Here is a 19,735-nt window from a genome sequence, read left to right as displayed (position 1 = left end):
ATTGCGCCATCAGCCCCGCAATAAGGCTGATACCATCACGAACGCCCGGTACATCAATAACCGGCTGCACGAATACGCTTATACCAACATGTTGATGCACCTTCAATGCAGCGCATTTAGAGATCAAAACGGACTTCATCAAGCAGGCGCACCGCCGCCTTGTGATAATCCGCAAGTGCCTGAATAGGTAAATTGTCTGGACGAAACGCGCCCCAGGATGCGACCAACGCAGATTCTGTCACACCAGGTTTAACCGGGTATTCATAATTCGCTTCAGCATAACGCTGCTGCGCACGATCAGATGCAAGATACTCCATCAGCTTCACCGCAGCTGGGCGATTGGGAGCATATTTGGTTAACGCCATCCCTGATACATTGATATGGGCACCACGGCCAGTTTGATTAGGAAAGTTAATTTCAACAGCATCGGCCCAAGCTCGCTGCTTAGGATTATTAATCATCTTGCCAAGGTAATAACTGTTACCCAATGCCAAATCACATAATCCTTGCTCGACGGCCTTAACCTGAGCGCGGTCATTACCTTGAGGACGGCGCGCCAGATTGGCTTTGAGCCCAGTGAGCCAAGTTTTGGTTTCCGCTTCACCATGGTGGGCAATCATAGAGGCTACTAAAGCGATATTATAAGGATGCTTACCACTGCGACTGCAGATCTTGCCCTTGTATTCTGGGTTAGCTAAATCTTCATAATTGATCGCCAGTTTCCCCAGCCGTGTTTTGGAAGAGTAGATATTACGAACCCGCATTGTTAAAGCAAACCATTGATTATCCCCAGCCCGAAATTGCACCGGAATATTTTGCTGTAACACAGAGCTATTAACCGGCGAGGTCAAATCCCGCTCAACCAATGTCATCAAACGGGAAAAATCCGATGTCAGCACCAGATCCGCCGGCGATAGCCGCCCTTCACGGGCGAGGCGCTGAGTGAGGCCTTTTTTGGCAAAGACCAGTTCAACATCAATGCCGGTTTTATCCGTAAAATCCTGCAACAGAGGCTCAATCAAAAATGGCTGCCGATACGAATATACTGTTACCTTCTCAGTAGCCTGTGCTATCAGCGATACCCCACCGGCGAGGAAGAAAGCCCCTGCCATGATCAATGTTCTTGCTCTGCTCATTCCCTGCTCCTGTAACCGGGCGGCGCGACAGCAACCCGGGGACAATGATAATCGTTCTCAATCAAAGCAGGATACAGAAAGGCAATCAGGTGTTCAACAATTGATTAACATATAAGGTGTTACTGACAAAAAGATAGTCACCCCTAGCGTGATGTAACTTGAACTAAGCCAAACACTCTCTGTGAAGCGTTACCAGTATTTCTCCATGGTAATCTGACCCGGTGTCCGGCGTAGGTTCTTCACCAAGCCCCGCCCCTGTAGTTCAATCAACGCATCAGCCACCATCTCCGGGTTACCACACAGCATCACCTGAGCATCCTGGGCATTGATGTTAATCCCAGCCTGTTGCTCGATACTGCCATCAGCTAAGCCAGCTGGAATACGACAACCAAGAGCCCCTTTAACGGCCTCTCGCGTTACACAAGGAACCAGCACCAATTGACCTGGATAAAGCGCCGCTAGCTCCTCTAGCCGAGTCCAATAGGCTAAATCTTCAGCCAAACGCACACCATAAACCAGCACAATCTGTTCAAACCTTTGCCAAGGTGCTGGCGTTTCCAACATTGAAATAAAAGGCCCGATTGCAGTACCGGTGGCCAGCAACCAAAGATGTCGTCCCATATTCTCTGGTAATTCATCCAGTGTCATAAAGCCATTGGCACTGGGGGTAATATCGATACTGTCACCAACAGCCAACTCATGCAGTGCTGGTGAGAGTTGCCCCTCTTCTACCGTCACGGCCAACACCTCTTGCCAAGGCGCGCCAGGCGCATTGACCAGAGAGTAAGCCCGAGCAATACGTTTATCCCCTTGCACCTGACTGAGCTTAATAAACTGCCCGGCTTTAAAAGGTGCCAGTTCGGATTTAATTCGCAGAGAAAAGAGTCTGTCATTCCAATCAATCCGCTCAATTACAGTTCCGGTTGTCCACATATAACCCCCAATTAAGTCATTGTTACCTGCCAGCATATGCCTTTATCAGCCAGACAAACACCCCATTTAAATATGGGTTTTCTGACCATGGAACTTTACAGCCATATTTTCACCGCGTAGCAAAACAATGACGATGAAAAAACAACCAGACTAAAATTTACAATATAAAAACACGAAAATTACACATAAATAAACATGCAAAAAACATTAATAAAACAATGTGAGTTAATTCAAATAAAGTGATGAAATTGATTTGAATTTGCACAGCAGCATGGATATTATCACCCCGTTTTCATGAGTCAGCTCACAAAAAAAGGTATTTTGCGAGTAACACTGTCCCTACAAAAGGTGCAATGAGAAATGAATAGCATTCAATCCACGTCGTTATGCCAATCAGCCGGTGCCAGTTGCCGGACCTGTCTGCGTTTCACTGAGTTGGAAGGAGAAATGCTTTGCTACCGTGATGGAAAAATTATCCGTCTAAAGCCTGCTTTTACCCCAGCGCCACCGTCACCCCTGACTTGTGATGCTTGGCAAGCAGGTAAGCTTCACCTGTAAACATCACCCTCCCGCCGGTTAGCGATGACTTCCCGGCGGGAATGCCTATCCCGATGATGTTGTCAGCATTTATTCACTGCCGCTTGCTGCTCACACTTTGCCAATGTTAGTCCTCGGGTAGAGACTCTGATATCAGCCTGCAATTGCGCATACACATTTTCCAGCGCCTGATGACTCAAGCCGCGCTGCGCCAATGTCTGACTAATTTGGCACCAATCAAACTGCCCAAGCCTATCACCACCTTCAATCGCAACATCCAATAGCATGGTATCCATTCCCTGTTTCACTAAGCTAAGCTCACTGTAGCGAACACCAGCTGAACCTGATCTGAATATATCTTAGTAACAAAGGCTCACTCATCACGCCTATGCTGCTGTAGCTGCCACAGATGGTAATAATGCCCCCGTTGCGCCAACAGACTGCAATGATCTCCTTGCTCAGCAATTTGGCCATCTTTGAGCACTAAAATTCGGTCAGCATCCACTACCGTTGATAGACGATGGGCAATCATCAATGCTGTATGTCCAGCCGTTGCGGCTTTAACTGCGGTTAAAATAGCCTGCTCTGCCCGGCTATCAAGGGACGAAGTAGCCTCATCAAATAGCAAAATTGGCGCACCTTTCAATATTGCCCTCGCAATTGCCACCCGCTGTTTTTCCCCTCCGGAGAGCTTCATTCCCCGCTCACCGACTTTGGTTTCCAACCCCTCGGGCAAACGGGTAACAAAGTGCTGCAATTGTGCCAGATTCAGCGCATGCTCAATGGCTATATCCGACGCATCAGGGCGGCCATAACGAATATTGTTTGCCAAGGTATCATTAAACAATACAGTATCTTGTGGCACCACAGCGATCTGACGACGCAGTTGTTGTTGGGATACATGCCGTATATCGACCCCATCAAGTAAAATACGCCCGCTACCCACTTCATAAAAACGCAGCAGCAACTTGAGTAGCGTCGACTTGCCACCTCCGCTATCCCCAACCACAGCAAGCGTTTCCCCGGGAGAGACAGTAAAACTGACGCGATCTAGCACCTGCCGCTGACCATAACAAAAGCTCACACGATCAAATACAATCTCTCCCGGCCCATCCGGACAAATCAAGGGGGTAGGAAGATCAACAATAGCGGGCCTAACATCCAACAGAGAAAACATCCGTTCGATATTGGCCAGTGCGCCGCGTATTTCTCGGTAGACAAATCCCAAAAAATTTAGCGGCATAAACAGCTGCATCATAAAGGCATTAACCAGCACAAAATCTCCCAGAGTCATCTGGCCGTTAACCACGTAATAAGCCGCCAACCCAATCATGGCGGTCATAGCCGAAGCAATAATCAGTGCTTGACCGGCGTTAAGCGCAAACAAAGATAATCGGTTATTACGCTTAGCCTTTTCCCACTGCGCCAACGCCTCATCGTAACGCTGCTGTTCATAAGCTTCATTATTGAAATACTTGACCGTTTCATAATTCAGTAAGCTATCTATCGCCCGGGTATTCGTAGTGGAATCCGCCAGCGCCGCATCACGCACATAACCGGTGCGCCATTCAGTGGCGATAACAGAAAAAGTGCCATAAGCCAGCACAGCAACTAAGGTGACTAAAGCAAATGGCCAACCATAGTTCACGCCAAAAATGCCCACCACCAAGGCAATTTCCAGCAAAGTCGGGCCAATATTGAACACCATAAAGCGCATCAGAAACGACACACCGGAAATACCACGTTCAATATCTCGGGACAGCCCGCCAGTCTGTCGCTCAAGATGAAAAGCCAAATCTAGCCGATGCAAATGGGTAAACACGGTTAACCCCAACCGCCGAATCGCCCGCTCTGTCACCCGGCCAAACAAGGTATCGCGCACTTCACCAATAATGACGGATAAAAAGCGTAAGCCTCCATAGGCGAGCACCAGTGCCACCGGCACAGCCAACGCCGCAGGTGTCTTACTGCTATCAAGGGTATCCACCAAATCTTTCAACACAAACGGCATGGCAATGGCGGCTAATTTTGCGGCGATAAGGCACCCCAGCGCCAAAGCAACCCGATAACGAAATTCCAACAGATAAGGCCATAACAACCCAAGCACCTGCCAATGGATCTTATCGGCAGGCACATCAAGGTAACGGGAAGGACGCATAATCTTCACCCCAGAAATGTGATATTGCTGTCAATTCAGCATTTTTATTATGACAAACATCGTCTGGTAGAAATGGCTAAAAACAACTCTTTACCTTTGATTTTTAACTTCTTTATGACCCTTTACCTCAGTGGTTTACAATGTAGGTTCCTATCGGGTAGAAATATTTACATCACAGGCTATTATCCCTTCGCAAAGAATCTGATACCCTTTGCTCACGCCGTCAACACCTTGCTACATAGACGGCAATAAAAATTAAAAATTGATTACAATCAACGATTTGAAGGATGATTTATGCTGGATTCTACAAATGTTCAATACCCGCCATTACCACTGATCAAAACTTGGGTTTGGATGATGATTGAATCGGACAACCCGGAAATCCGGGAAAAAGGAAAAAGCAACTTGATCGCCTCTTTTGGCAGCCTTGCCAAAGCCAATGAGTACCTCGCTAATCAGTCAAACAAATAGTTTTAATCTCACAGGGCTGTGACATGATTATGCAGTGCAGGACGCACTGCATCCCCAGTTAACCTTAACAAGACTTGCCTGCACGCCTCGCCAATACACTGTCATTAAGCTGTGCCAGCAACACTTCGGTATCTTCCCAACCAATACAGGCATCAGTAATACTCTGACCATAATTCAGCGCCTGTCCTGTGGTCAGTTCCTGTCGCCCGGCAACCAAATGGCTTTCCACCATCACACCAAAAATAGACTGCTCCCCGGCAGCAATCTGACCAGCCACATCTGCGGCCACCAGCATTTGGCGTTGGTAATCTTTACAACTATTGGCATGGCTGAAATCAATCATAATATTCGCCGTCAAGTCAGCCTGTTGCAGCTCAGCACAGACTTTGGCGATATCATCACTGTGGTAATTAGGTTGCCGACCGCCACGCAAGATGATGTGACAGTCCGGATTTCCCAAGGTGGAAACAATGGCTGAATGACCATACTTGGTCACTGACAAAAAATGATGTGGTGCCGACGCGGCACCAATCGCATCGATAGCTATCTTGATAGTGCCATCGGTGCCATTTTTAAATCCCACTGGACACGACAGACCGGATGCCAACTCCCGATGAACCTGAGATTCTGTCGTGCGCGCCCCTATCGCTCCCCAGCACATTAAGTCAGCCAGATACTGGGGCGTGATCATGTCAAGAAACTCGCCAGCGGTAGGCAATCCACTGTCATTCAATGCCAGCAGCAAACTTCTCGCCCGGCGCAGCCCATCATTGAGCTGATAACTGCCATCCAAATATGGATCATTAATCAACCCTTTCCAGCCAACCGTGGTACGGGGTTTTTCAAAATAGACCCGCATCACCACCTCCAATTGATCTTGGTAGCGTTGGCGCAAAGCCAAGAGTTTCTGACCATATTCCAGCGCTGCGTCAGGATCATGAATTGAACAAGGGCCAATCACCACCAACAGTCGGTCATCAACATGGGTTAACAGATTATGAATAGCCTGACGACTGTTATACACAGTGGCAGATGCTGCCTTCGAGGCTGGAAATCGCTCTAAAATCGCCACCGGCGGCAATAATTCTTTGACCTGATTAATCCGTACATCGTCATTCTGGTAAGTCATGCTCTATGCGTCTCCATTGCATTTATCTGCTGTCAGTCATGCTATTACTCACACTATTTGCTGTTAATTTAACCACCCCACCCTGACAATGCAATTAAGTTGGTAAAATATCAACAAAACAAGTTTAACTATTTGTTTTTAATTAAATAAATAACAAATACATTATAAGCAATAAATATATTCAGCTTGCCCCTGTGGCAGTCATCACTTTATCTATCGCCCTTAGCTTAGATTGATACTGTTGGCGTTGATGCGGGTCTTGACTTAAAGACAGCGCTTTTTTCATCTGACTACGCGCCTTTTCCGGCTGTTGCAATTGCCAATACGTTTGCGCCAACCCAAAGAAAAACTCAGCCCGGTAGTCCGCCAGCGCAATAGCTCGCCGATACAGGGTCTGCGCTTTGCGGTAACGCTGCTCGCGATAAGCCAACTGTGCCATATCATAGTAATAAAAGGGGTTTTTCAACCGGATAAGCTCAAGTGTGCGGTGCACTTCAGCCCATTGACTCAAGCGATTTTGCGCTGACAACAATAACGCCAGATTACTTAGAACATTCAGAGATTGCGGGGCAAAATCCAGTACATGCCGGTAAACCTGCTCCGCGGCCGTATCCATTCCTGCGCGGCGGTATATCACCCCTAGTGTATTAAGCCCGGGGACAAAATCCGCCTGATAAAACAGACTGCGTTTAACCAACACATAAGCATTATCCAATTGTCCCGCCACCAGTGCCTCAGCCGCTAAATTGTTATAAAACATGGCCGAAACCGTCGCTAAATCAATTTCCCGTCGTCGGTAACCGCGAATCGCCCGCTGGGGCAGAAAATCCACCAAGACACTAGATTGACTCAGCGAAATCACATCATGGCGCTTAGGAGGCAACAGTTTGATATTGATATGGCCATTAATTAAATAAAATGTCCCGGCTCTATCCCAAGTCGGTTCAATATCCAATTGCTGAAAAGTGACCTTCACCCCCAAGGTTTGTGCCAATGCGGCCGTCATCAGCACCAGAGAAAGGCAATTACCTTCCCGGCTGGCAAATGTTTGCGCCGCGCCTTGAGTCAGATTATCTCGGTAACGAAATGCCACTTCCTCAGGCACCTGGGTATCAGAGGCAACACCTCGATGATCTGCTCGGCTATGTGGCTCAGATGGGGCTGAAAGAGCAGAAGAATAAACGGCTTGGTTACGAGATACGGCATTGATATACCGTCCTAACCAGATATGCGCGTCATTACTGTGCCGGCCACTGAATCGACCGCTGTGAGTCAGGCGAGATAATTCCAAGTCCCGATGATATGCCTGACGAACCAACTGCTGTGCAGCTTCAGGCAAGGCCAACATAGTGTCAGGAGCCACCGGCAGCTCGACGGCCAAAAATCTTTCATCATAAAACAGATGGTTAATCTGCTGCGGGCCGCGCTCAGGCAATGTCTGACAGCCACAAAGCCAAAGTAACGCCACAGTTATAACTGACAAACGACAGGACTTGCTAACAATGCCATTGCTATTCATCTTTCCCCCGTCGCTTCGTGCAGCTCTGAACTCGAAGCGTCTCTTAGCTCAATTCGCTTAACCCAATATTGAGTTAAGCACAGGAGGAAATACTGCGCGCAAGCAGCACAAAACAAAGGCCGGAACAGTGATGCCGTCCCGGCCTATAACACATCATGGCTGTGGTTGTTATTGTCGTGCTGGGGCCATCAAGTGGTACTTTTCACAGAAACAAACTCGGGATACGCATCAATGCCACAGTCAGAAACATCCATGCCCTGATATTCCTCTTCCTCTGATACCCGGATGCCCATGGTCATTTTCAGCACCGCCCACACCAACAGCGAGGCGACAAATACCCAGGCAAAAATGACGCCAGCGCCAAGCAGCTGCGCCGCAAAACTGGCCTCCCCATTCGACAAGGGAACTAACATCAAGCCGAAAAAGCCCACTACACCGTGGACTGAAATCGCCCCAACAGGATCATCAATCCGTGCTCTATCCAGTGCCACTATCGAAAACACCACCAATCCTCCGGCAACCGTGCCCACTACAGCAGCCATCGCCAACGACGGTGATAAAGGATCGGCCGTAATCGCCACCAGCCCGGCCAGCGCGCCATTGAGGATCATGGTCAGATCAGCCTTTTTCCAGATAAATCGACACACCAGTAATGCGGCCACGGCGCCAAAAGCGGCAGCGGAATTGGTATTAACAAAAATCTTCGCCACCGCAGAAGCATTATCAGCATCAGAGACCAACAATTGAGACCCACCGTTAAAGCCGAACCAGCCCATCCACAAAATAAAGGTACCCAAAGTTGCTAAGGGTAAGTTAGAGCCGGGAATGGGATTAATCTGTCCTTTAGGTCCATATTTGCCTTTTCTTGCCCCGAGCAAAAGGACCCCGGCAATCGCCGCACTGGCGCCAGCCATATGCACAATGCCACTGCCAGCAAAGTCGACAAAACCTGCCTCAGCCAGAAAACCGCCACCCCAAGTCCAGTAACCTTCCACCGGATAAATCACCCCGGTCAGCACCACGGTAAAGAGTAAAAAAGCCCACAATTTCATCCGCTCTGCCACCGCACCGGAGACAATCGACATCGCCGTTGCCACAAAAACCACCTGGAAGAAAAAGTCAGACTCAATCGCATGATCCGCATCTGCCGCCTGGGTACCGATTAGCGTGCCAAAATTCGGTAGCCAACCCGCTTCAGCATTATCGACATACATAATGTGGTAACCCACCAGCAGATACATAATGCAGGCAATAGAGTAAAGGCAGATATTCTTAGTGAGGATTTCCGTCGTGTTTTTTGAGCGCACCAGCCCAGCTTCCAACATGGCAAATCCTGCCGCCATCCACATCACCAGCGCCCCGGACAAAAGAAAATAAAATGTATCCAAGGCAAATCTTAATTCCGTGACCGTCAGGCCCAATTGCGTTAACGCGTCCATCTGTCTGCTCCCTTATAATGCTTCTGTGTCTGTCTCACCGGTTCGGATACGGATAGCCTGCTCTAACTCCCGGACAAAAATTTTACCGTCGCCAATTTTGCCAGTGCGGGCCGCCTGGGTGATCACTTCCAACAGATGCTCAAGATTTTCATCTCGGGTCGCGACTTCTAACTTCACCTTAGGTAAAAAGTCCACCTGATATTCGGCGCCCCGATATAACTCGGTATGACCCTTTTGACGCCCAAATCCTTTAACTTCAGTGACAGTCATCCCCTCAATGCCCACTCCGGCAATCGCTTCACGGACATCATCCAACTTGAACGGTTTAATAATTGCGCTAACCAGTTTCATCCTCTCTCCCTGTGCTGTTATCCCTGTCCGTCATAGCGTTACAAACATCAGGCCAGGTATATAACTAACTAATTTTCAACAACTTAATAATCACAAAAGTTATAACGGGTTATTATCAAGCACCATCTTGGTGCAAAAATAACCGGCTCTGCACCAGCGTTTTAGCACTGAGAGCATCGCAGGCGACCCCTGCGCACACTACTAAGGCTCAGTATTTCACCTAAAACAGTGACAAAAATAAGCGTTAGCAAAGACAGATTAAGACCGAAAAAACACAATGGCTTACTGCGCTCAAATCGCGAGGATAAATAACACCGCTGAGCCTCACTGGGCGCAAATGCAGGCTTCGTGATACACTGCGGCACTTTTTCTTACCCGAGATAAATAGCATGACTCAGGAACTGATTATTGAAGATTTAACTGTTGGCGAAGGCAAGGCTGCAGTAAAAGGCGCACTGATCACCGTAAATTACCGTGGTTGCCTGACCGACGGCACCCAATTTGACTCATCCTACGACCGCGGCCGCGCACTGCAAGTTGTCATTGGCACAGGTCGGGTTATCAAAGGCTGGGATCAGGGCATTATGGGCATGCAGGTTGGTGGCAAGCGTAAGCTGACGGTACCTGCACATTTAGCCTATGGCGAGCGTCAAATTGGCGATAAAATCCCGGCTAACTCTGATCTGGTATTCGAAATTGAACTGCTGGAAGTGTTAACCCGCGACGAGTAATCCCGGCGCAAGCATAAAAAAGCCCCATCCGCAGATGGGGCAAATGATGCTGAGTTGGGGATCAGTATCAGAAGTTAGTATGCGGCTTCCCGCTGCTGAGCTTGCTTCTCCCACTCGGGAACCACATTTTTAATAAATTGGGCTTTTTCTGCCCGCATTTTCTCCATATCCATACCAAGTACCGTCTGAGCTTTCGCTTTGGTAGAAATATCTGGAATACTGACTGGCTGAGTCACACCATGGCGCGCCAAAATCTGCGCCAGTTGCACTCGGGCATCAGCCGCTTTATCAACCGCAGACCCTAAAATTCGCAACGCTTCTTCCGGCGCATGGGCTGCCACACCATGGGATGCAATCGCATAATCCCAGCGCCATTGAGCATGACGGATATTCGTCAATACAGCAGCCATTTCCGCGTCTGTCGCACCAGCCTGCCAAGCAGCTGCCGCTTCAAAGTGCGCTTGAACCAATTGTTTTTCCGCTTTTAGCTGCAGTGCTTTAACTTTCTGCTGCCGGTCTTGGGTAATGGCCAGAATAAAATCTTTATCTTGGGTATGACAGCGACCACAGGTCTCATCGAAACGGTCAAAGGGGTTACCCACTTTATGATCGGTATATTTACGTCCCTTATCATTGGTCACCCTTGGCATATGACAGTCAGTACAACTGACATTATTCTTGCCATGTACGCCCTGCATCCAAGTTTCATAACCAGGGTGCTGAGCTTTGAGCATCGGTGCTTTTGACAAAGCATGGGTCCAGTCAGCGAACTGTAAGGCGTCATAGTAAGCCTCCATATTTTCAACAGTGACCCCCTGATCCCACGGGAATTTTACCCAACCTTTATGGGCATCATTTTTCTCAAAATAATATTCCACATGGCACTGGGCACAGACCATAGACTGTTTATCTTTACGGGATGCTTCATCAAACGGCCGGCCAATACTATCCAATGCACGTTCAGCAAATGGTCGAGAAATTCGTAATTTAGGCGAACCTTTTTCATGGCAGTCACTGCAGCCTATGGTATTGACGATTTCAGCGCCGCCTTTACTCCATTTGCCACTGAAATAACCATCTTCGCCCTGTTCTTCTATCATCCGCGGGACATCTGGGCTCTTACAGCTCCAGCATGCCATCGGCATCGGCCCATCGGTTGCGCTTTTCGGCGCACCGGTACGCAGGGTATGGCGGACATCAGTTACCGCATACATATGACCACGTGCTTTATTGTAATCTTTAGCAAAGCCGTAACCCGCCCACAGGATCACCAAGTTTGGATCCTGCGCTAGCACATCGGTGATCTCTTCACTTTTGGCCGTATCGTGCCAACTTGCATACTGATTTTTAAATCTATCTTTATACACTTCATTGCGAGGCTCAGTTTGGTCACTAGCCATCACGCCTGCGGCCATAAATCCGGCGGCAAAAAGTGCACTAATTGCAATGCTTTTACCTGCTAACGTTCTCATCATTTCATCTCCGTGTTTTGTATTATTGTTTGGTGCAACACGACCCTGCAGCACTAACGTTAAAGAGACAAACACAACAAAAATATACCTACATAGAGATAACCATGATGGAATTTGCGCCAGATCAATATCTCGTCAAGTGTCGGATCACGTTTTGGATTTTTTGTGAATGTAATGAAGCGTTTTCTAATATAATTAGCCGGATAGAAACAAGCTGTATGCTAATCCGTAAATAAAAGGTAACCCATGAAACAAGGCAGTCTAACTTCTACCATTTTAGGGGTAATGCTGGTGCTCATCTTGCTTTCCAGCGGGCTAGCAACTTTTGCCATTGCCAATCTGGCTTACAGCTTGGGTGATGCCCGAGCCATCAATGCATCCGGCTCACTGCGGATGCAAAGCTATCGCTTAATGTTTTTTGCCAACTCAGGTAGTCCAGAAACCCAACAAAAAGTACAACAATTTGAACAAACGCTCTATTCCCCTGAGTTAGAACATGCTGTGTCTTGGTCAGCGCCCAAAGCCCTATCCGATCAATACCATTTAGTGGAAAAAAAGTGGCAAATCATGAAAGGGTATATTGAGCATGAAAACGCCCGCGAATATGCCGCATCGCTGAAAAATTTTGTCAGTACCATAGATTTGCTTGTTAGAGAAATGGAACACCATGCTGAGTTTAAATTAAAAATTCTGGCCGTCAGTCAACTTATCGGCCTAGGACTGATGCTCGTGGTCGCACTGATTGCAGTGCGCTATACCCGCAAACGTGTCGTCATGCCGCTGCAACAGATGATGCGCTCAGCCCAATCAATCTCCCGGGGGCAATTTGAACTGGCGATGCCGAAAACGGAATATATTGAACTGACGGCACTGAGTGATGCACTACAAGGAACAGCCCGGGAATTATCGGCTCTGTACCATAATCTGGAACATCAGGTGGCAGAAAAAACCCAAGCACTGACTCAAGCGCACAATGAACTGAGTTTTCTTTATCAAAGTCTGGTCATACTACACACTCGGCCAGTTGATCATCTTACCTTAGCTGATGCCCTGAGCGAGTTACGTCAACACCAGCAACTGCAACATATTCGTTTGGTGCTGAAATATGATGATGGCAGCGAAGATATTGTTACCGATGAAGCTGGCTGGCCTGCATCAGCCCAGGTTGATTACCGTTATCCACTGAAATTTGACAGCACTGAGCTGGGATTTTTAGACATCATTGATCATCACAGCCCCAACCAAGCGCTATTAAATAATTATGCCATGATGTTGGCTCGCTCAATTTTGATCCACAATGCCGTAGAACAGCGACAGCAATTAGCATTGATGGAAGAACGCAGCATTATTGCCCGCGAATTGCACGATTCTCTGGGACAAGTACTCTCTTTTCTAAAAATCCAAATCAGCCTCCTACGCAAAGCCATTACCAAAGGCCATGACAAAGCAACCGTTGAACAACAGCTCAATGAAATTAACGAGGGAATTAACACAGCTTATCTGCAACTGCGGGAGCTGTTATCAACTTTCCGCTTAACCATCAAAGAACCTAATCTGAGCGGCGCATTGGAGGGGATGCTCACCCCATTACGGGCGCAGAGTCAGGCAGAAATCACCTTAGATTACCGCCTACCATCACAGCAATTAGGGGCTAATCAGCATATACATATTCTGCAATTAACCCGTGAAGCAACACTAAATGCCATCAAACATGCCAAAGCTAGTCATATTAGCATTTGCTGTTATAGCGCAGATGATGGCATGCTAGAGATCACCATCAGTGATGATGGTATCGGCCTGACCCACCTCAAAGAGCGGGAGCAGCATTTTGGTATCGGCATTATGCACGAGCGTGCTGCAAAATTGGCCGGTGAAGTAGAATTTACCAGCAATAACAAAGGAGGCACTACAGTATGTCTCCGTTTTCCACCTCAGGAGATCTCATCATATGAGTAAGCCTTATTCCGTACTAGTTGTTGACGATCATCCCCTGCTGCGGCGGGGGATATGTCAGCTAATTGCCTCCGATGAAGATTTCACTTTATTCGGGGAGGCCGGAAATGGGCTGGACGCATTATCAGCAGTAAGTACAGATGAACCGGATATAGTACTGCTTGACTTGAATATGAAGGGCATGACGGGCTTGGATACCCTGACAGCTTTACGACAAGAGAGTGTTACCTCCCGAATCGTGATCCTAACTGTGTCAGATGCCAAACAGGATGTTATTCGATTAATGCGTGCAGGTGCCGACGGTTATCTGTTAAAAGATACCGAACCAGATTTGCTGCTGGAGCAGCTGAAAAATGCCATGCAGGGACATAGGGTCGTCAGCGATGATGTGGCCGATTACCTGTTTGAGTTAAACAATAATTCCGAACAACAAGATTGGATTGACAGCCTGACGCCAAGGGAGCTGCAGATCCTGCAACATTTAGCAGAAGGAATGAGCAACAGGTCCATATCCGAAGAACTGCACATCAGTGAAGGGACAGTTAAAGTCCATGTCAAAAACCTGCTGCGTAAAGCCAATGCCAAGTCCCGTACTGAAATGGCCGTCAGGTATTTAAACCACTAATCAAAAAAATTCAACATAACAGGGCCGCTCCTTGCGGCCCTCTCTATTAACGGCCTGCCAAAAAATCTTGCCAGCTAAGCAGTACCTGCTCAAAATCCTCTAGGCCACATCCCGCTTCAGACTCACAGTCATACAGCGACATCGCCTCTTCTAACTCGAAATCCTGTTCATATCCCAGCACATTGGCCCGGATCCAAGCCTGCTCAGTATCCAACTCCAAGGTCAAATCCCGCCCAACCAGTCGAAACTGGCTGCGCCGATTCTGTTGTAACGCGGCAATCACATCCAGCAGCTCAGCAATCGCAGTCGTGTTCTGTCCCAACTCTTCAGTCAGCCAGCGGCCGATCACTTCATGATCCATACTGAACAGAGCCAGCACGGTGCCATCAAGGGAATTACGGCGAAACTCATATTCCATCGGTTATCTCTCTACAGTTAGCTGATTGTTGCAATTCTACCGTAACCCTACCGCGCCGCCTACGGTGAGCAACATAAGATTTTCTTGAAAGAGACTAAGTTGGGGCGTTACCCTAACAAACTTTATAATGACAGTGAGATAGCTATGCCAAACGGCTTTTTACTCAGTTTACTCTTGGATACACAGCAGGGCACAGTAACGGAACTGACTGAAGAGCAGGTGCAACAATGGCAACCTGGCCAGGGAATTCTCTGGCTGCATATGAATTACCAAAATCCCATCGCCCGTCAATGGGTGAATAATGCAGATTTACCACAACTCGATGTACAGGCTCTTCTGACACCAACCCCGCGTCCCCGGGTGGATATTTCCCCAGAACGACTGATGATGACTTTAAGCAGTATTAATCTGGAACAGGAAAGTCCAGCCCAAGACATGATCGCCCTGCGCATCTACGCTGATAACCATCGCATCATCACCACCAGCGATCGGCAACTTAATGCTATTGGCGATATGGCCAATCTCCTTATCAAAGGGCAAGGCCCCACCAAACCGGGGAGTTTCGTCTTAGAATTGTGTCGCCGCCTAACGCTCAACAAACTTGAACTGATTGATGCATTAGAAGATCAATTAGCAGATCTAGAAGACATGGTGCTACAGCATGATACGCCGTCCCAAGCCAGATCTGGGCTAGCTGAGTTGAGACGACGAGCCATCGCCTTACGTCGACATCTATTGCCACAGAAAGAAGCCTTTATGAAGGTAGTCGACACCCCCTGCTTGATGTCAGCAGAGGAAAAAATACATATGCATGAAATCTACAGTACGCTGCAGCGGGTGATTGAAGATTTAGATGCGATTCGGGATCGGGCAATTGTCACCCATGAAGAGCTGGCTAGCCGACAAACAGAGCAACTTAATCAGCGATTGTATCTACTGTCGCTTATCACCAGTATTTTTCTGCCACTGGGATTTCTTACCGGGCTGCTGGGTGTCAATATCGGCGGTATTCCTGGCGTCAACGATCCCAAAGCATTCGCCTATTTCTGTCTCGGGCTCGGTGGATTACTGCTGATACAAATTTTATTGTTGTACCGCTTCCGTTGGTTACGACGTTAATGGTGTTAAGCCCCCACAAAAAAAGGCGCTTTCAGCGCCTTTTTTGATCACAACTCAGCTTTTATTTTGTGGCTGGTTTAGCTGCATCAGCATGGTGAGCAGGTTCAATCCCTTTCAGCTCAACTTCAAATACCAGTGTTGAGTTGGCAGGAATAGAGCCGGTATCACGGTCGCCATAAGCCAGTTTTGGTGGAATCACAAACTTAAACTTAGAACCCACAGGCATCAGCTGCAGGCCCTCAGTCCAGCCTGGGATAACGCGATCCAATGGGAAAGTGATGCTCTCGCCACGCTTGTAAGAGCTATCAAACTCGGTGCCATCAACCAAAGTCCCGCTATAATCAACAATCACGGTATCGGTTGCTTTTGGCTTAGGCCCTTTACCTTCAGTGATTACCTGATACTGTAGACCTGATTTAGTGGTTTTTACGCCAGGTTTTTGGGCATTTTCTGCCATGAATTTTTTACCTTCATCCATGGTCTTTTTCGCCAACTCCTGAGCCTGAGCCATACGCTTCTCGTTCAGGGTTTTATCCATATTCTGCAGCACAGATTGCATTTCATCTTTGTTCAGCAGCAGTTCCTGGGCCAAACCATCGGTAAAGCCTTGAACAATTAGTTTTTTGTCAACTGGCATGCCCAGAGATTCCTGCTCGGCAATATAGTTGGCCATATAGTCACCCAGCGAAGCACCGATGCTGTATGATTCTTTCTGCTCCTGGGTTGCCAATGCGCCTTTTTGTTGTGCGCCAGTCTGCACTTGAGCCGCAGGTGCTTGAGCCTGCTGTGCTTCTGCCTTCTCCTGATTACAGCCTGCCAATCCAACTACCGCCAGAGCAACCAGTGATAATTTATAAATCGCTTTCATTAACGCTTCCTCAGCATCCGTTTGCCGTTAAAATAATCAATAATAGGGTGTGCATGCCACCTCAAAATACGTAAGTGGCGTCCATACCAACAGCATTTTGACCTGACACAACCGGATGTCACTTTATACTAGTTAACCCTGTTATACCAATGACATTCTGTTCATCATGCCGCACTTTTTCTGCGGCCGCTATCCACTGACCGCGGGATTTCGTGAAAGTTCGGAGGCAAAGATGAAAATGTTACAACTGATGCTTTTTTCAACGCTGGCACTGACTGCCTGCCGCCCCTCATCGATCAACAGCGTATCGTTAACCAGTCAGCCACTTTATGCTGCCAGCCTCAACGATAACGGTACTCAAGCACTCCTCAGCACAGCAAAGGGCATATCACTGCAATCCCAATTATTATCCCGTACCGTAGCCTCCTCCCTCAGTGCGCCTAAAGCAGCCGCCCTAAATGTCAGCATTTCTGCCAATGGCCAGTATGGCGCAGGCATAAGTCGCAATAACATCACACTATGGCAATTGGATGATCGGCGCATGGTTGAACAGTGGATCTTACCAGCCAGATCACAGACCTTATCCCTCGCCAACAACGGTAGCTTGTTAACCGGATTACCCGATGGCCAGGTCCTGTTTATCACACCGGGACAAAAGGCATTTCGCACTTTCAACCGTCACAGTGATAGCATCAGCGCCGTTGCGCTCAGCCCCGATGGCCGTCTCGCTCTCAGTGGTAGTCAAGATGGTCAGGTATGGCTTTGGCAAACGGATACCAGCCAAGCATTACACACCTGGCAACTTGGCTCTCGCATCAGTCGCCTTGCCATCAGCAACAATGCCCACTTTAGTTTTGCCGCCAACAGCATGAATACGGCCCTGATTATCGATAACCGCTCCGGCCATACGATCAGTCAACTGCACATTCCGGTGCGACAACAAATCTTCTCCTGCGCCCGCTTTATTGATGATGGCGCCCGACTGTTAACCGGGACACCGAGCCGGGAAATCATCCTCTGGCATAGTCAAAATGGTAAAAAAGTGGCCAGTTGGCAGGCGAAGGTAACGAAAAGGGGGCAAATCAATAGCGCCGTTGTATACTCTGTTGCCAAATCTGCCCCGGACCGAGTTATCAGCATCAGCAGCAATGGCTTGCTGGAAACTTGGCCGCTGCCATCCGCGAAGAGGTAAAGGATGAATAACGCATTACAATCCCAAATTGATGAGCTGGAAACCAAAATTGCCTTCCAGGATGCCACCATTGAAGAACTGAATCAGGAAGTGATTAAACTCAATGACTTGGTTGCGCGGCAGCAATACCAGATGCAGCTGATTGTCGATAAACTGTTGGCGATGGAACCAAGCAATATTGCCACCCAAGCAGAAGAAACACCCCCTCCTCACTATTAACCCCAAGGTTAAAAACCATTATATTGGCCGGATTGAGGACAGAAGTAACGCATAAGGACCCCATGCGCAGACACCACCATTTATTCGGCTTTTCTTTCTGGTTTTTCTTCTTACTGACCACAATATTTTTATCTGGTTGTGCGGGGAGCAGTCTGTTTACCAGTTATCCTCGCCAGATGGCCGATATTCGCCCCTTATTAGACAGCCCTGCACCACAACAGGCTGTGCCACGCCTAAGTGCGGGTCTCAATGGTAATGATGCGCTGCTTTATGCGCAGGAGGCAGGTCGCAGCGTTCAAATCGCTGGTGATTTTCAACATAGCAAGCGTCTCTTTAATCAGGCGATTGCTGATTACCAACGTGAGGATGGTAGGGCCTATATCAGCCTCTCTGCGCTGGGGGCAAATTCAGGTGCAGTATTGCTCAACGACAACGCCATTCCCTACCACGGCAATCCATTTGAACGCATTATGCTGCACCAGTATCAAGCGTTAAATTATCTCTTTGACAAGGATATGCCTGGCGCCTTAGTGGAAGTGCGTCGCGCAGGAGAGTTGCAAGCACTGACCGCCGAACGGTATGCCAATTCTCAACCAGCGCAGGATATAAATAATGGCCAGGTTAATGCCCAGCTTGCCCGACTGACTGAGGCCAGCGATGAGCGCAATAATTTACTTAATGCCTATAGCTATACCCTAACAGGACTTATCTATGCGCTGGCCAACCAACCCAATGATGCCTTTATCGACTATCGCAAGGCCATCAGACTCTCACCGGATAATGCCTTTTTACAGCGGGCATTACTGCAACTGGCGCAACAATTGGGAATGCCAGAGTACCGCCAGTGGCAATCTCTGTGGCCAACAGCGGCAAACTATCTTCAACACCAACCGCCCCGACATAAAAATGGTCATCTGATCATGCTGTACGAGCAAGGATTTATCCCGGCTAAGCAAGCCTTTACTGTTCCTTTTAGGGTGGATAACTACTGGCAAAGTATTGCTCTGCCTACCTATGCCACACCTTTGACTCCAGCCCCTTTACCACAGGTGAGCGGATTACCTCAACCGTTAGTGCTCGCACCACTGGTGGATCTGGCGCCATTGGCAATAACAGCCTTACGGGAACAACTGCCCGCTATTTGGCTGCGCCAAGCCTCACGGGCCTATGCTAAAGCACAAATCAATCAACAATCTGCCCGGCAAACCGATTTATTGGCTGTGGCAAGTCAAATTGCTAACCTCGTCTCGGAGCAGGCGGACCGCCGCAGTTGGCTCAGTTTGCCAAGACAAGTGGGTATTGCTGAGCAATCTTTACCTCCGGGACAGTACCAAGTGCAATTTACCCGACAACAGGCACAGACCATTACTGTCAGTCCGGGGAAAACCACCTTGGTCTGGGCGATGAACACTGGCAATTACACCCATTTTTATTCAATAATCATCTGATTGTTAATTAACGGAAA

20 protein-coding genes are annotated in these 19,735 nt (G+C 48.2%); 9 read left to right on the top strand and 11 right to left on the bottom strand.

Translation table 11 applies throughout. From position 1 onward, the window contains the following. Positions 1-116: 116 nt before the first annotated feature. Both NFHSH190041_RS04845 and NFHSH190041_RS04840 read right to left on the bottom strand, forming a co-directional pair. The gene (locus NFHSH190041_RS04845; protein ID WP_410010851.1) at positions 117-1,136 is read right to left on the bottom strand and encodes a Fe(3+) ABC transporter substrate-binding protein; all 1,020 of its coding nucleotides are present in this window, start codon (positions 1,134-1,136) and stop codon (positions 117-119) included. A 189-nt stretch (positions 1,137-1,325) separates the two neighbouring features. Continuing rightward, positions 1,326-2,069 carry a ferredoxin--NADP reductase gene (locus NFHSH190041_RS04840; protein WP_261924169.1) on the bottom strand — a complete coding sequence of 248 codons (744 nt, stop codon included), beginning with the start codon at positions 2,067-2,069 and terminating at the stop codon, positions 1,326-1,328. A gap of 360 nt (positions 2,070-2,429) precedes the next feature. Here NFHSH190041_RS04840 and NFHSH190041_RS04835 point away from each other — a divergent pair, with 360 nt between their 5' ends. Further along, positions 2,430-2,627 (top strand): hypothetical protein, encoded by a 198-nt coding sequence (locus NFHSH190041_RS04835; RefSeq protein ID WP_261924168.1) that lies wholly within the window; start codon positions 2,430-2,432, stop codon positions 2,625-2,627. A gap of 62 nt (positions 2,628-2,689) precedes the next feature. Here the strand turns inward: NFHSH190041_RS04835 and NFHSH190041_RS04830 are convergent, their stop codons facing one another. Beyond that, complete coding sequence (locus NFHSH190041_RS04830) at positions 2,690-2,914, bottom strand: hypothetical protein (RefSeq protein ID WP_261924167.1); 225 nt, start codon at positions 2,912-2,914, stop codon at positions 2,690-2,692. A gap of 65 nt (positions 2,915-2,979) precedes the next feature. Beyond that, a complete protein-coding gene (locus NFHSH190041_RS04825) occupies positions 2,980-4,764 on the bottom strand; it encodes an ABCB family ABC transporter ATP-binding protein/permease (protein ID WP_261924166.1) in 1,785 nt (594 codons plus the stop codon). A 294-nt stretch (positions 4,765-5,058) separates the two neighbouring features. Here NFHSH190041_RS04825 and NFHSH190041_RS04820 point away from each other — a divergent pair, with 294 nt between their 5' ends. Further along, complete coding sequence (locus NFHSH190041_RS04820) at positions 5,059-5,235, top strand: hypothetical protein (RefSeq protein ID WP_261924165.1); 177 nt, start codon at positions 5,059-5,061, stop codon at positions 5,233-5,235. Positions 5,236-5,299: 64 nt separating this feature from the next. On the opposite strand, the gene aroG is transcribed toward NFHSH190041_RS04820, so the two are convergent. The 4 genes from aroG to glnK all read right to left on the bottom strand — a co-directional run bounded on the left by aroG (position 5,300) and on the right by glnK (position 9,673). Beyond that, the gene (gene aroG, locus NFHSH190041_RS04815; protein WP_261924164.1) at positions 5,300-6,364 is read right to left on the bottom strand and encodes a 3-deoxy-7-phosphoheptulonate synthase AroG; all 1,065 of its coding nucleotides are present in this window, start codon (positions 6,362-6,364) and stop codon (positions 5,300-5,302) included. Between the two features lie 181 nt (positions 6,365-6,545). Beyond that, positions 6,546-7,883 carry a tetratricopeptide repeat protein gene (locus NFHSH190041_RS04810; RefSeq protein WP_261924163.1) on the bottom strand — a complete coding sequence of 446 codons (1,338 nt, stop codon included), beginning with the start codon at positions 7,881-7,883 and terminating at the stop codon, positions 6,546-6,548. Positions 7,884-8,071: 188 nt separating this feature from the next. Continuing rightward, positions 8,072-9,322: an ammonium transporter gene (locus NFHSH190041_RS04805; RefSeq protein ID WP_261924162.1), complete on the bottom strand. Its 1,251-nt coding sequence runs from the start codon at positions 9,320-9,322 to the stop codon at positions 8,072-8,074. 12 nt (positions 9,323-9,334) lie between these two features. Continuing rightward, a complete protein-coding gene (gene glnK, locus NFHSH190041_RS04800; RefSeq protein WP_261924161.1) occupies positions 9,335-9,673 on the bottom strand; it encodes a P-II family nitrogen regulator in 339 nt (112 codons plus the stop codon). 389 nt (positions 9,674-10,062) lie between these two features. Between glnK and NFHSH190041_RS04795 the strand changes: the two genes are divergently transcribed. Next, positions 10,063-10,404, top strand: coding sequence for an FKBP-type peptidyl-prolyl cis-trans isomerase (locus NFHSH190041_RS04795; protein WP_261924160.1), 342 nt, complete (start codon positions 10,063-10,065; stop codon positions 10,402-10,404). Between the two features lie 74 nt (positions 10,405-10,478). Here the strand turns inward: NFHSH190041_RS04795 and nrfA are convergent, their stop codons facing one another. After that, positions 10,479-11,879 (bottom strand): ammonia-forming nitrite reductase cytochrome c552 subunit, encoded by a 1,401-nt coding sequence (nrfA, locus tag NFHSH190041_RS04790; RefSeq protein WP_261924159.1) that lies wholly within the window; start codon positions 11,877-11,879, stop codon positions 10,479-10,481. 243 nt (positions 11,880-12,122) lie between these two features. Between nrfA and narQ the strand changes: the two genes are divergently transcribed. Together narQ and NFHSH190041_RS04780 are read left to right on the top strand one after the other, a co-directional pair. Further along, positions 12,123-13,832, top strand: coding sequence for a nitrate/nitrite two-component system sensor histidine kinase NarQ (gene narQ, locus NFHSH190041_RS04785; RefSeq protein WP_261924158.1), 1,710 nt, complete (start codon positions 12,123-12,125; stop codon positions 13,830-13,832). Then, positions 13,825-14,454: a response regulator gene (locus tag NFHSH190041_RS04780; protein WP_261924157.1), complete on the top strand. Its 630-nt coding sequence runs from the start codon at positions 13,825-13,827 to the stop codon at positions 14,452-14,454. Before narQ ends, NFHSH190041_RS04780 begins: the two co-directional genes overlap by 8 nt. Before the next feature lie 46 nt (positions 14,455-14,500). Here the strand turns inward: NFHSH190041_RS04780 and NFHSH190041_RS04775 are convergent, their stop codons facing one another. Beyond that, positions 14,501-14,872, bottom strand: a complete 372-nt coding sequence (locus tag NFHSH190041_RS04775) for a YacL family protein (protein ID WP_261924156.1) — start codon at positions 14,870-14,872, stop codon at positions 14,501-14,503. A gap of 144 nt (positions 14,873-15,016) precedes the next feature. On the opposite strand from NFHSH190041_RS04775, the gene NFHSH190041_RS04770 reads away from it, so the two are divergent. Next, a complete protein-coding gene (locus NFHSH190041_RS04770; protein WP_261924155.1) occupies positions 15,017-15,991 on the top strand; it encodes a CorA family divalent cation transporter in 975 nt (324 codons plus the stop codon). A gap of 61 nt (positions 15,992-16,052) precedes the next feature. Here NFHSH190041_RS04770 and fkpA read toward each other — a convergent pair whose 3' ends face one another. Beyond that, the gene (gene fkpA / locus NFHSH190041_RS04765) at positions 16,053-16,859 is read right to left on the bottom strand and encodes an FKBP-type peptidyl-prolyl cis-trans isomerase (RefSeq protein WP_261924154.1); all 807 of its coding nucleotides are present in this window, start codon (positions 16,857-16,859) and stop codon (positions 16,053-16,055) included. Positions 16,860-17,091: 232 nt separating this feature from the next. On the opposite strand from fkpA, the gene NFHSH190041_RS04760 reads away from it, so the two are divergent. The 3 genes from NFHSH190041_RS04760 (at position 17,092) to NFHSH190041_RS04750 (ending at position 19,718) form a co-directional block, all read left to right on the top strand. Further along, positions 17,092-18,051 carry a WD40 repeat domain-containing protein gene (locus NFHSH190041_RS04760; protein ID WP_261924153.1) on the top strand — a complete coding sequence of 320 codons (960 nt, stop codon included), beginning with the start codon at positions 17,092-17,094 and terminating at the stop codon, positions 18,049-18,051. Between the two features lie 3 nt (positions 18,052-18,054). After that, positions 18,055-18,270, top strand: coding sequence for a SlyX family protein (locus NFHSH190041_RS04755; RefSeq protein WP_261924152.1), 216 nt, complete (start codon positions 18,055-18,057; stop codon positions 18,268-18,270). 62 nt (positions 18,271-18,332) lie between these two features. Beyond that, positions 18,333-19,718 carry a COG3014 family protein gene (locus tag NFHSH190041_RS04750; RefSeq protein ID WP_261924151.1) on the top strand — a complete coding sequence of 462 codons (1,386 nt, stop codon included), beginning with the start codon at positions 18,333-18,335 and terminating at the stop codon, positions 19,716-19,718. Positions 19,719-19,735: the final 17 nt, after the last annotated feature.

This window comes from Shewanella sp. NFH-SH190041, from assembly GCF_024363255.1.
Classification (GTDB): domain Bacteria; phylum Pseudomonadota; class Gammaproteobacteria; order Enterobacterales; family Shewanellaceae; genus Shewanella.
The sequence above is the reverse complement of the archived record's forward strand: the minus strand, read 5'-3'. Positions and strand labels throughout refer to the sequence as shown.

Coding starts and splice junctions, on each gene's coding strand:
- NFHSH190041_RS04845 (WP_410010851.1), bottom strand. CDS start 1,136: ATGAGCAGAGCAAGAACATTGATCATGGCAGGGGCTTTCTTCCTCGCC.
- NFHSH190041_RS04840 (WP_261924169.1), bottom strand. CDS start 2,069: ATGTGGACAACCGGAACTGTAATTGAGCGGATTGATTGGAATGACAGA.
- NFHSH190041_RS04835 (WP_261924168.1), top strand. CDS start 2,430: ATGAATAGCATTCAATCCACGTCGTTATGCCAATCAGCCGGTGCCAGT.
- NFHSH190041_RS04825 (WP_261924166.1), bottom strand. CDS start 4,764: ATGCGTCCTTCCCGTTACCTTGATGTGCCTGCCGATAAGATCCATTGG.
- NFHSH190041_RS04820 (WP_261924165.1), top strand. CDS start 5,059: ATGCTGGATTCTACAAATGTTCAATACCCGCCATTACCACTGATCAAA.
- aroG (WP_261924164.1), bottom strand. CDS start 6,364: ATGACTTACCAGAATGACGATGTACGGATTAATCAGGTCAAAGAATTA.
- NFHSH190041_RS04810 (WP_261924163.1), bottom strand. CDS start 7,883: ATGAATAGCAATGGCATTGTTAGCAAGTCCTGTCGTTTGTCAGTTATA.
- NFHSH190041_RS04805 (WP_261924162.1), bottom strand. CDS start 9,322: ATGGACGCGTTAACGCAATTGGGCCTGACGGTCACGGAATTAAGATTT.
- glnK (WP_261924161.1), bottom strand. CDS start 9,673: ATGAAACTGGTTAGCGCAATTATTAAACCGTTCAAGTTGGATGATGTC.
- NFHSH190041_RS04795 (WP_261924160.1), top strand. CDS start 10,063: ATGACTCAGGAACTGATTATTGAAGATTTAACTGTTGGCGAAGGCAAG.
- nrfA (WP_261924159.1), bottom strand. CDS start 11,879: ATGATGAGAACGTTAGCAGGTAAAAGCATTGCAATTAGTGCACTTTTT.
- narQ (WP_261924158.1), top strand. CDS start 12,123: ATGAAACAAGGCAGTCTAACTTCTACCATTTTAGGGGTAATGCTGGTG.
- NFHSH190041_RS04780 (WP_261924157.1), top strand. CDS start 13,825: ATGAGTAAGCCTTATTCCGTACTAGTTGTTGACGATCATCCCCTGCTG.
- NFHSH190041_RS04775 (WP_261924156.1), bottom strand. CDS start 14,872: ATGGAATATGAGTTTCGCCGTAATTCCCTTGATGGCACCGTGCTGGCT.
- NFHSH190041_RS04770 (WP_261924155.1), top strand. CDS start 15,017: ATGCCAAACGGCTTTTTACTCAGTTTACTCTTGGATACACAGCAGGGC.
- fkpA (WP_261924154.1), bottom strand. CDS start 16,859: ATGAAAGCGATTTATAAATTATCACTGGTTGCTCTGGCGGTAGTTGGA.
- NFHSH190041_RS04760 (WP_261924153.1), top strand. CDS start 17,092: ATGAAAATGTTACAACTGATGCTTTTTTCAACGCTGGCACTGACTGCC.
- NFHSH190041_RS04755 (WP_261924152.1), top strand. CDS start 18,055: ATGAATAACGCATTACAATCCCAAATTGATGAGCTGGAAACCAAAATT.
- NFHSH190041_RS04750 (WP_261924151.1), top strand. CDS start 18,333: ATGCGCAGACACCACCATTTATTCGGCTTTTCTTTCTGGTTTTTCTTC.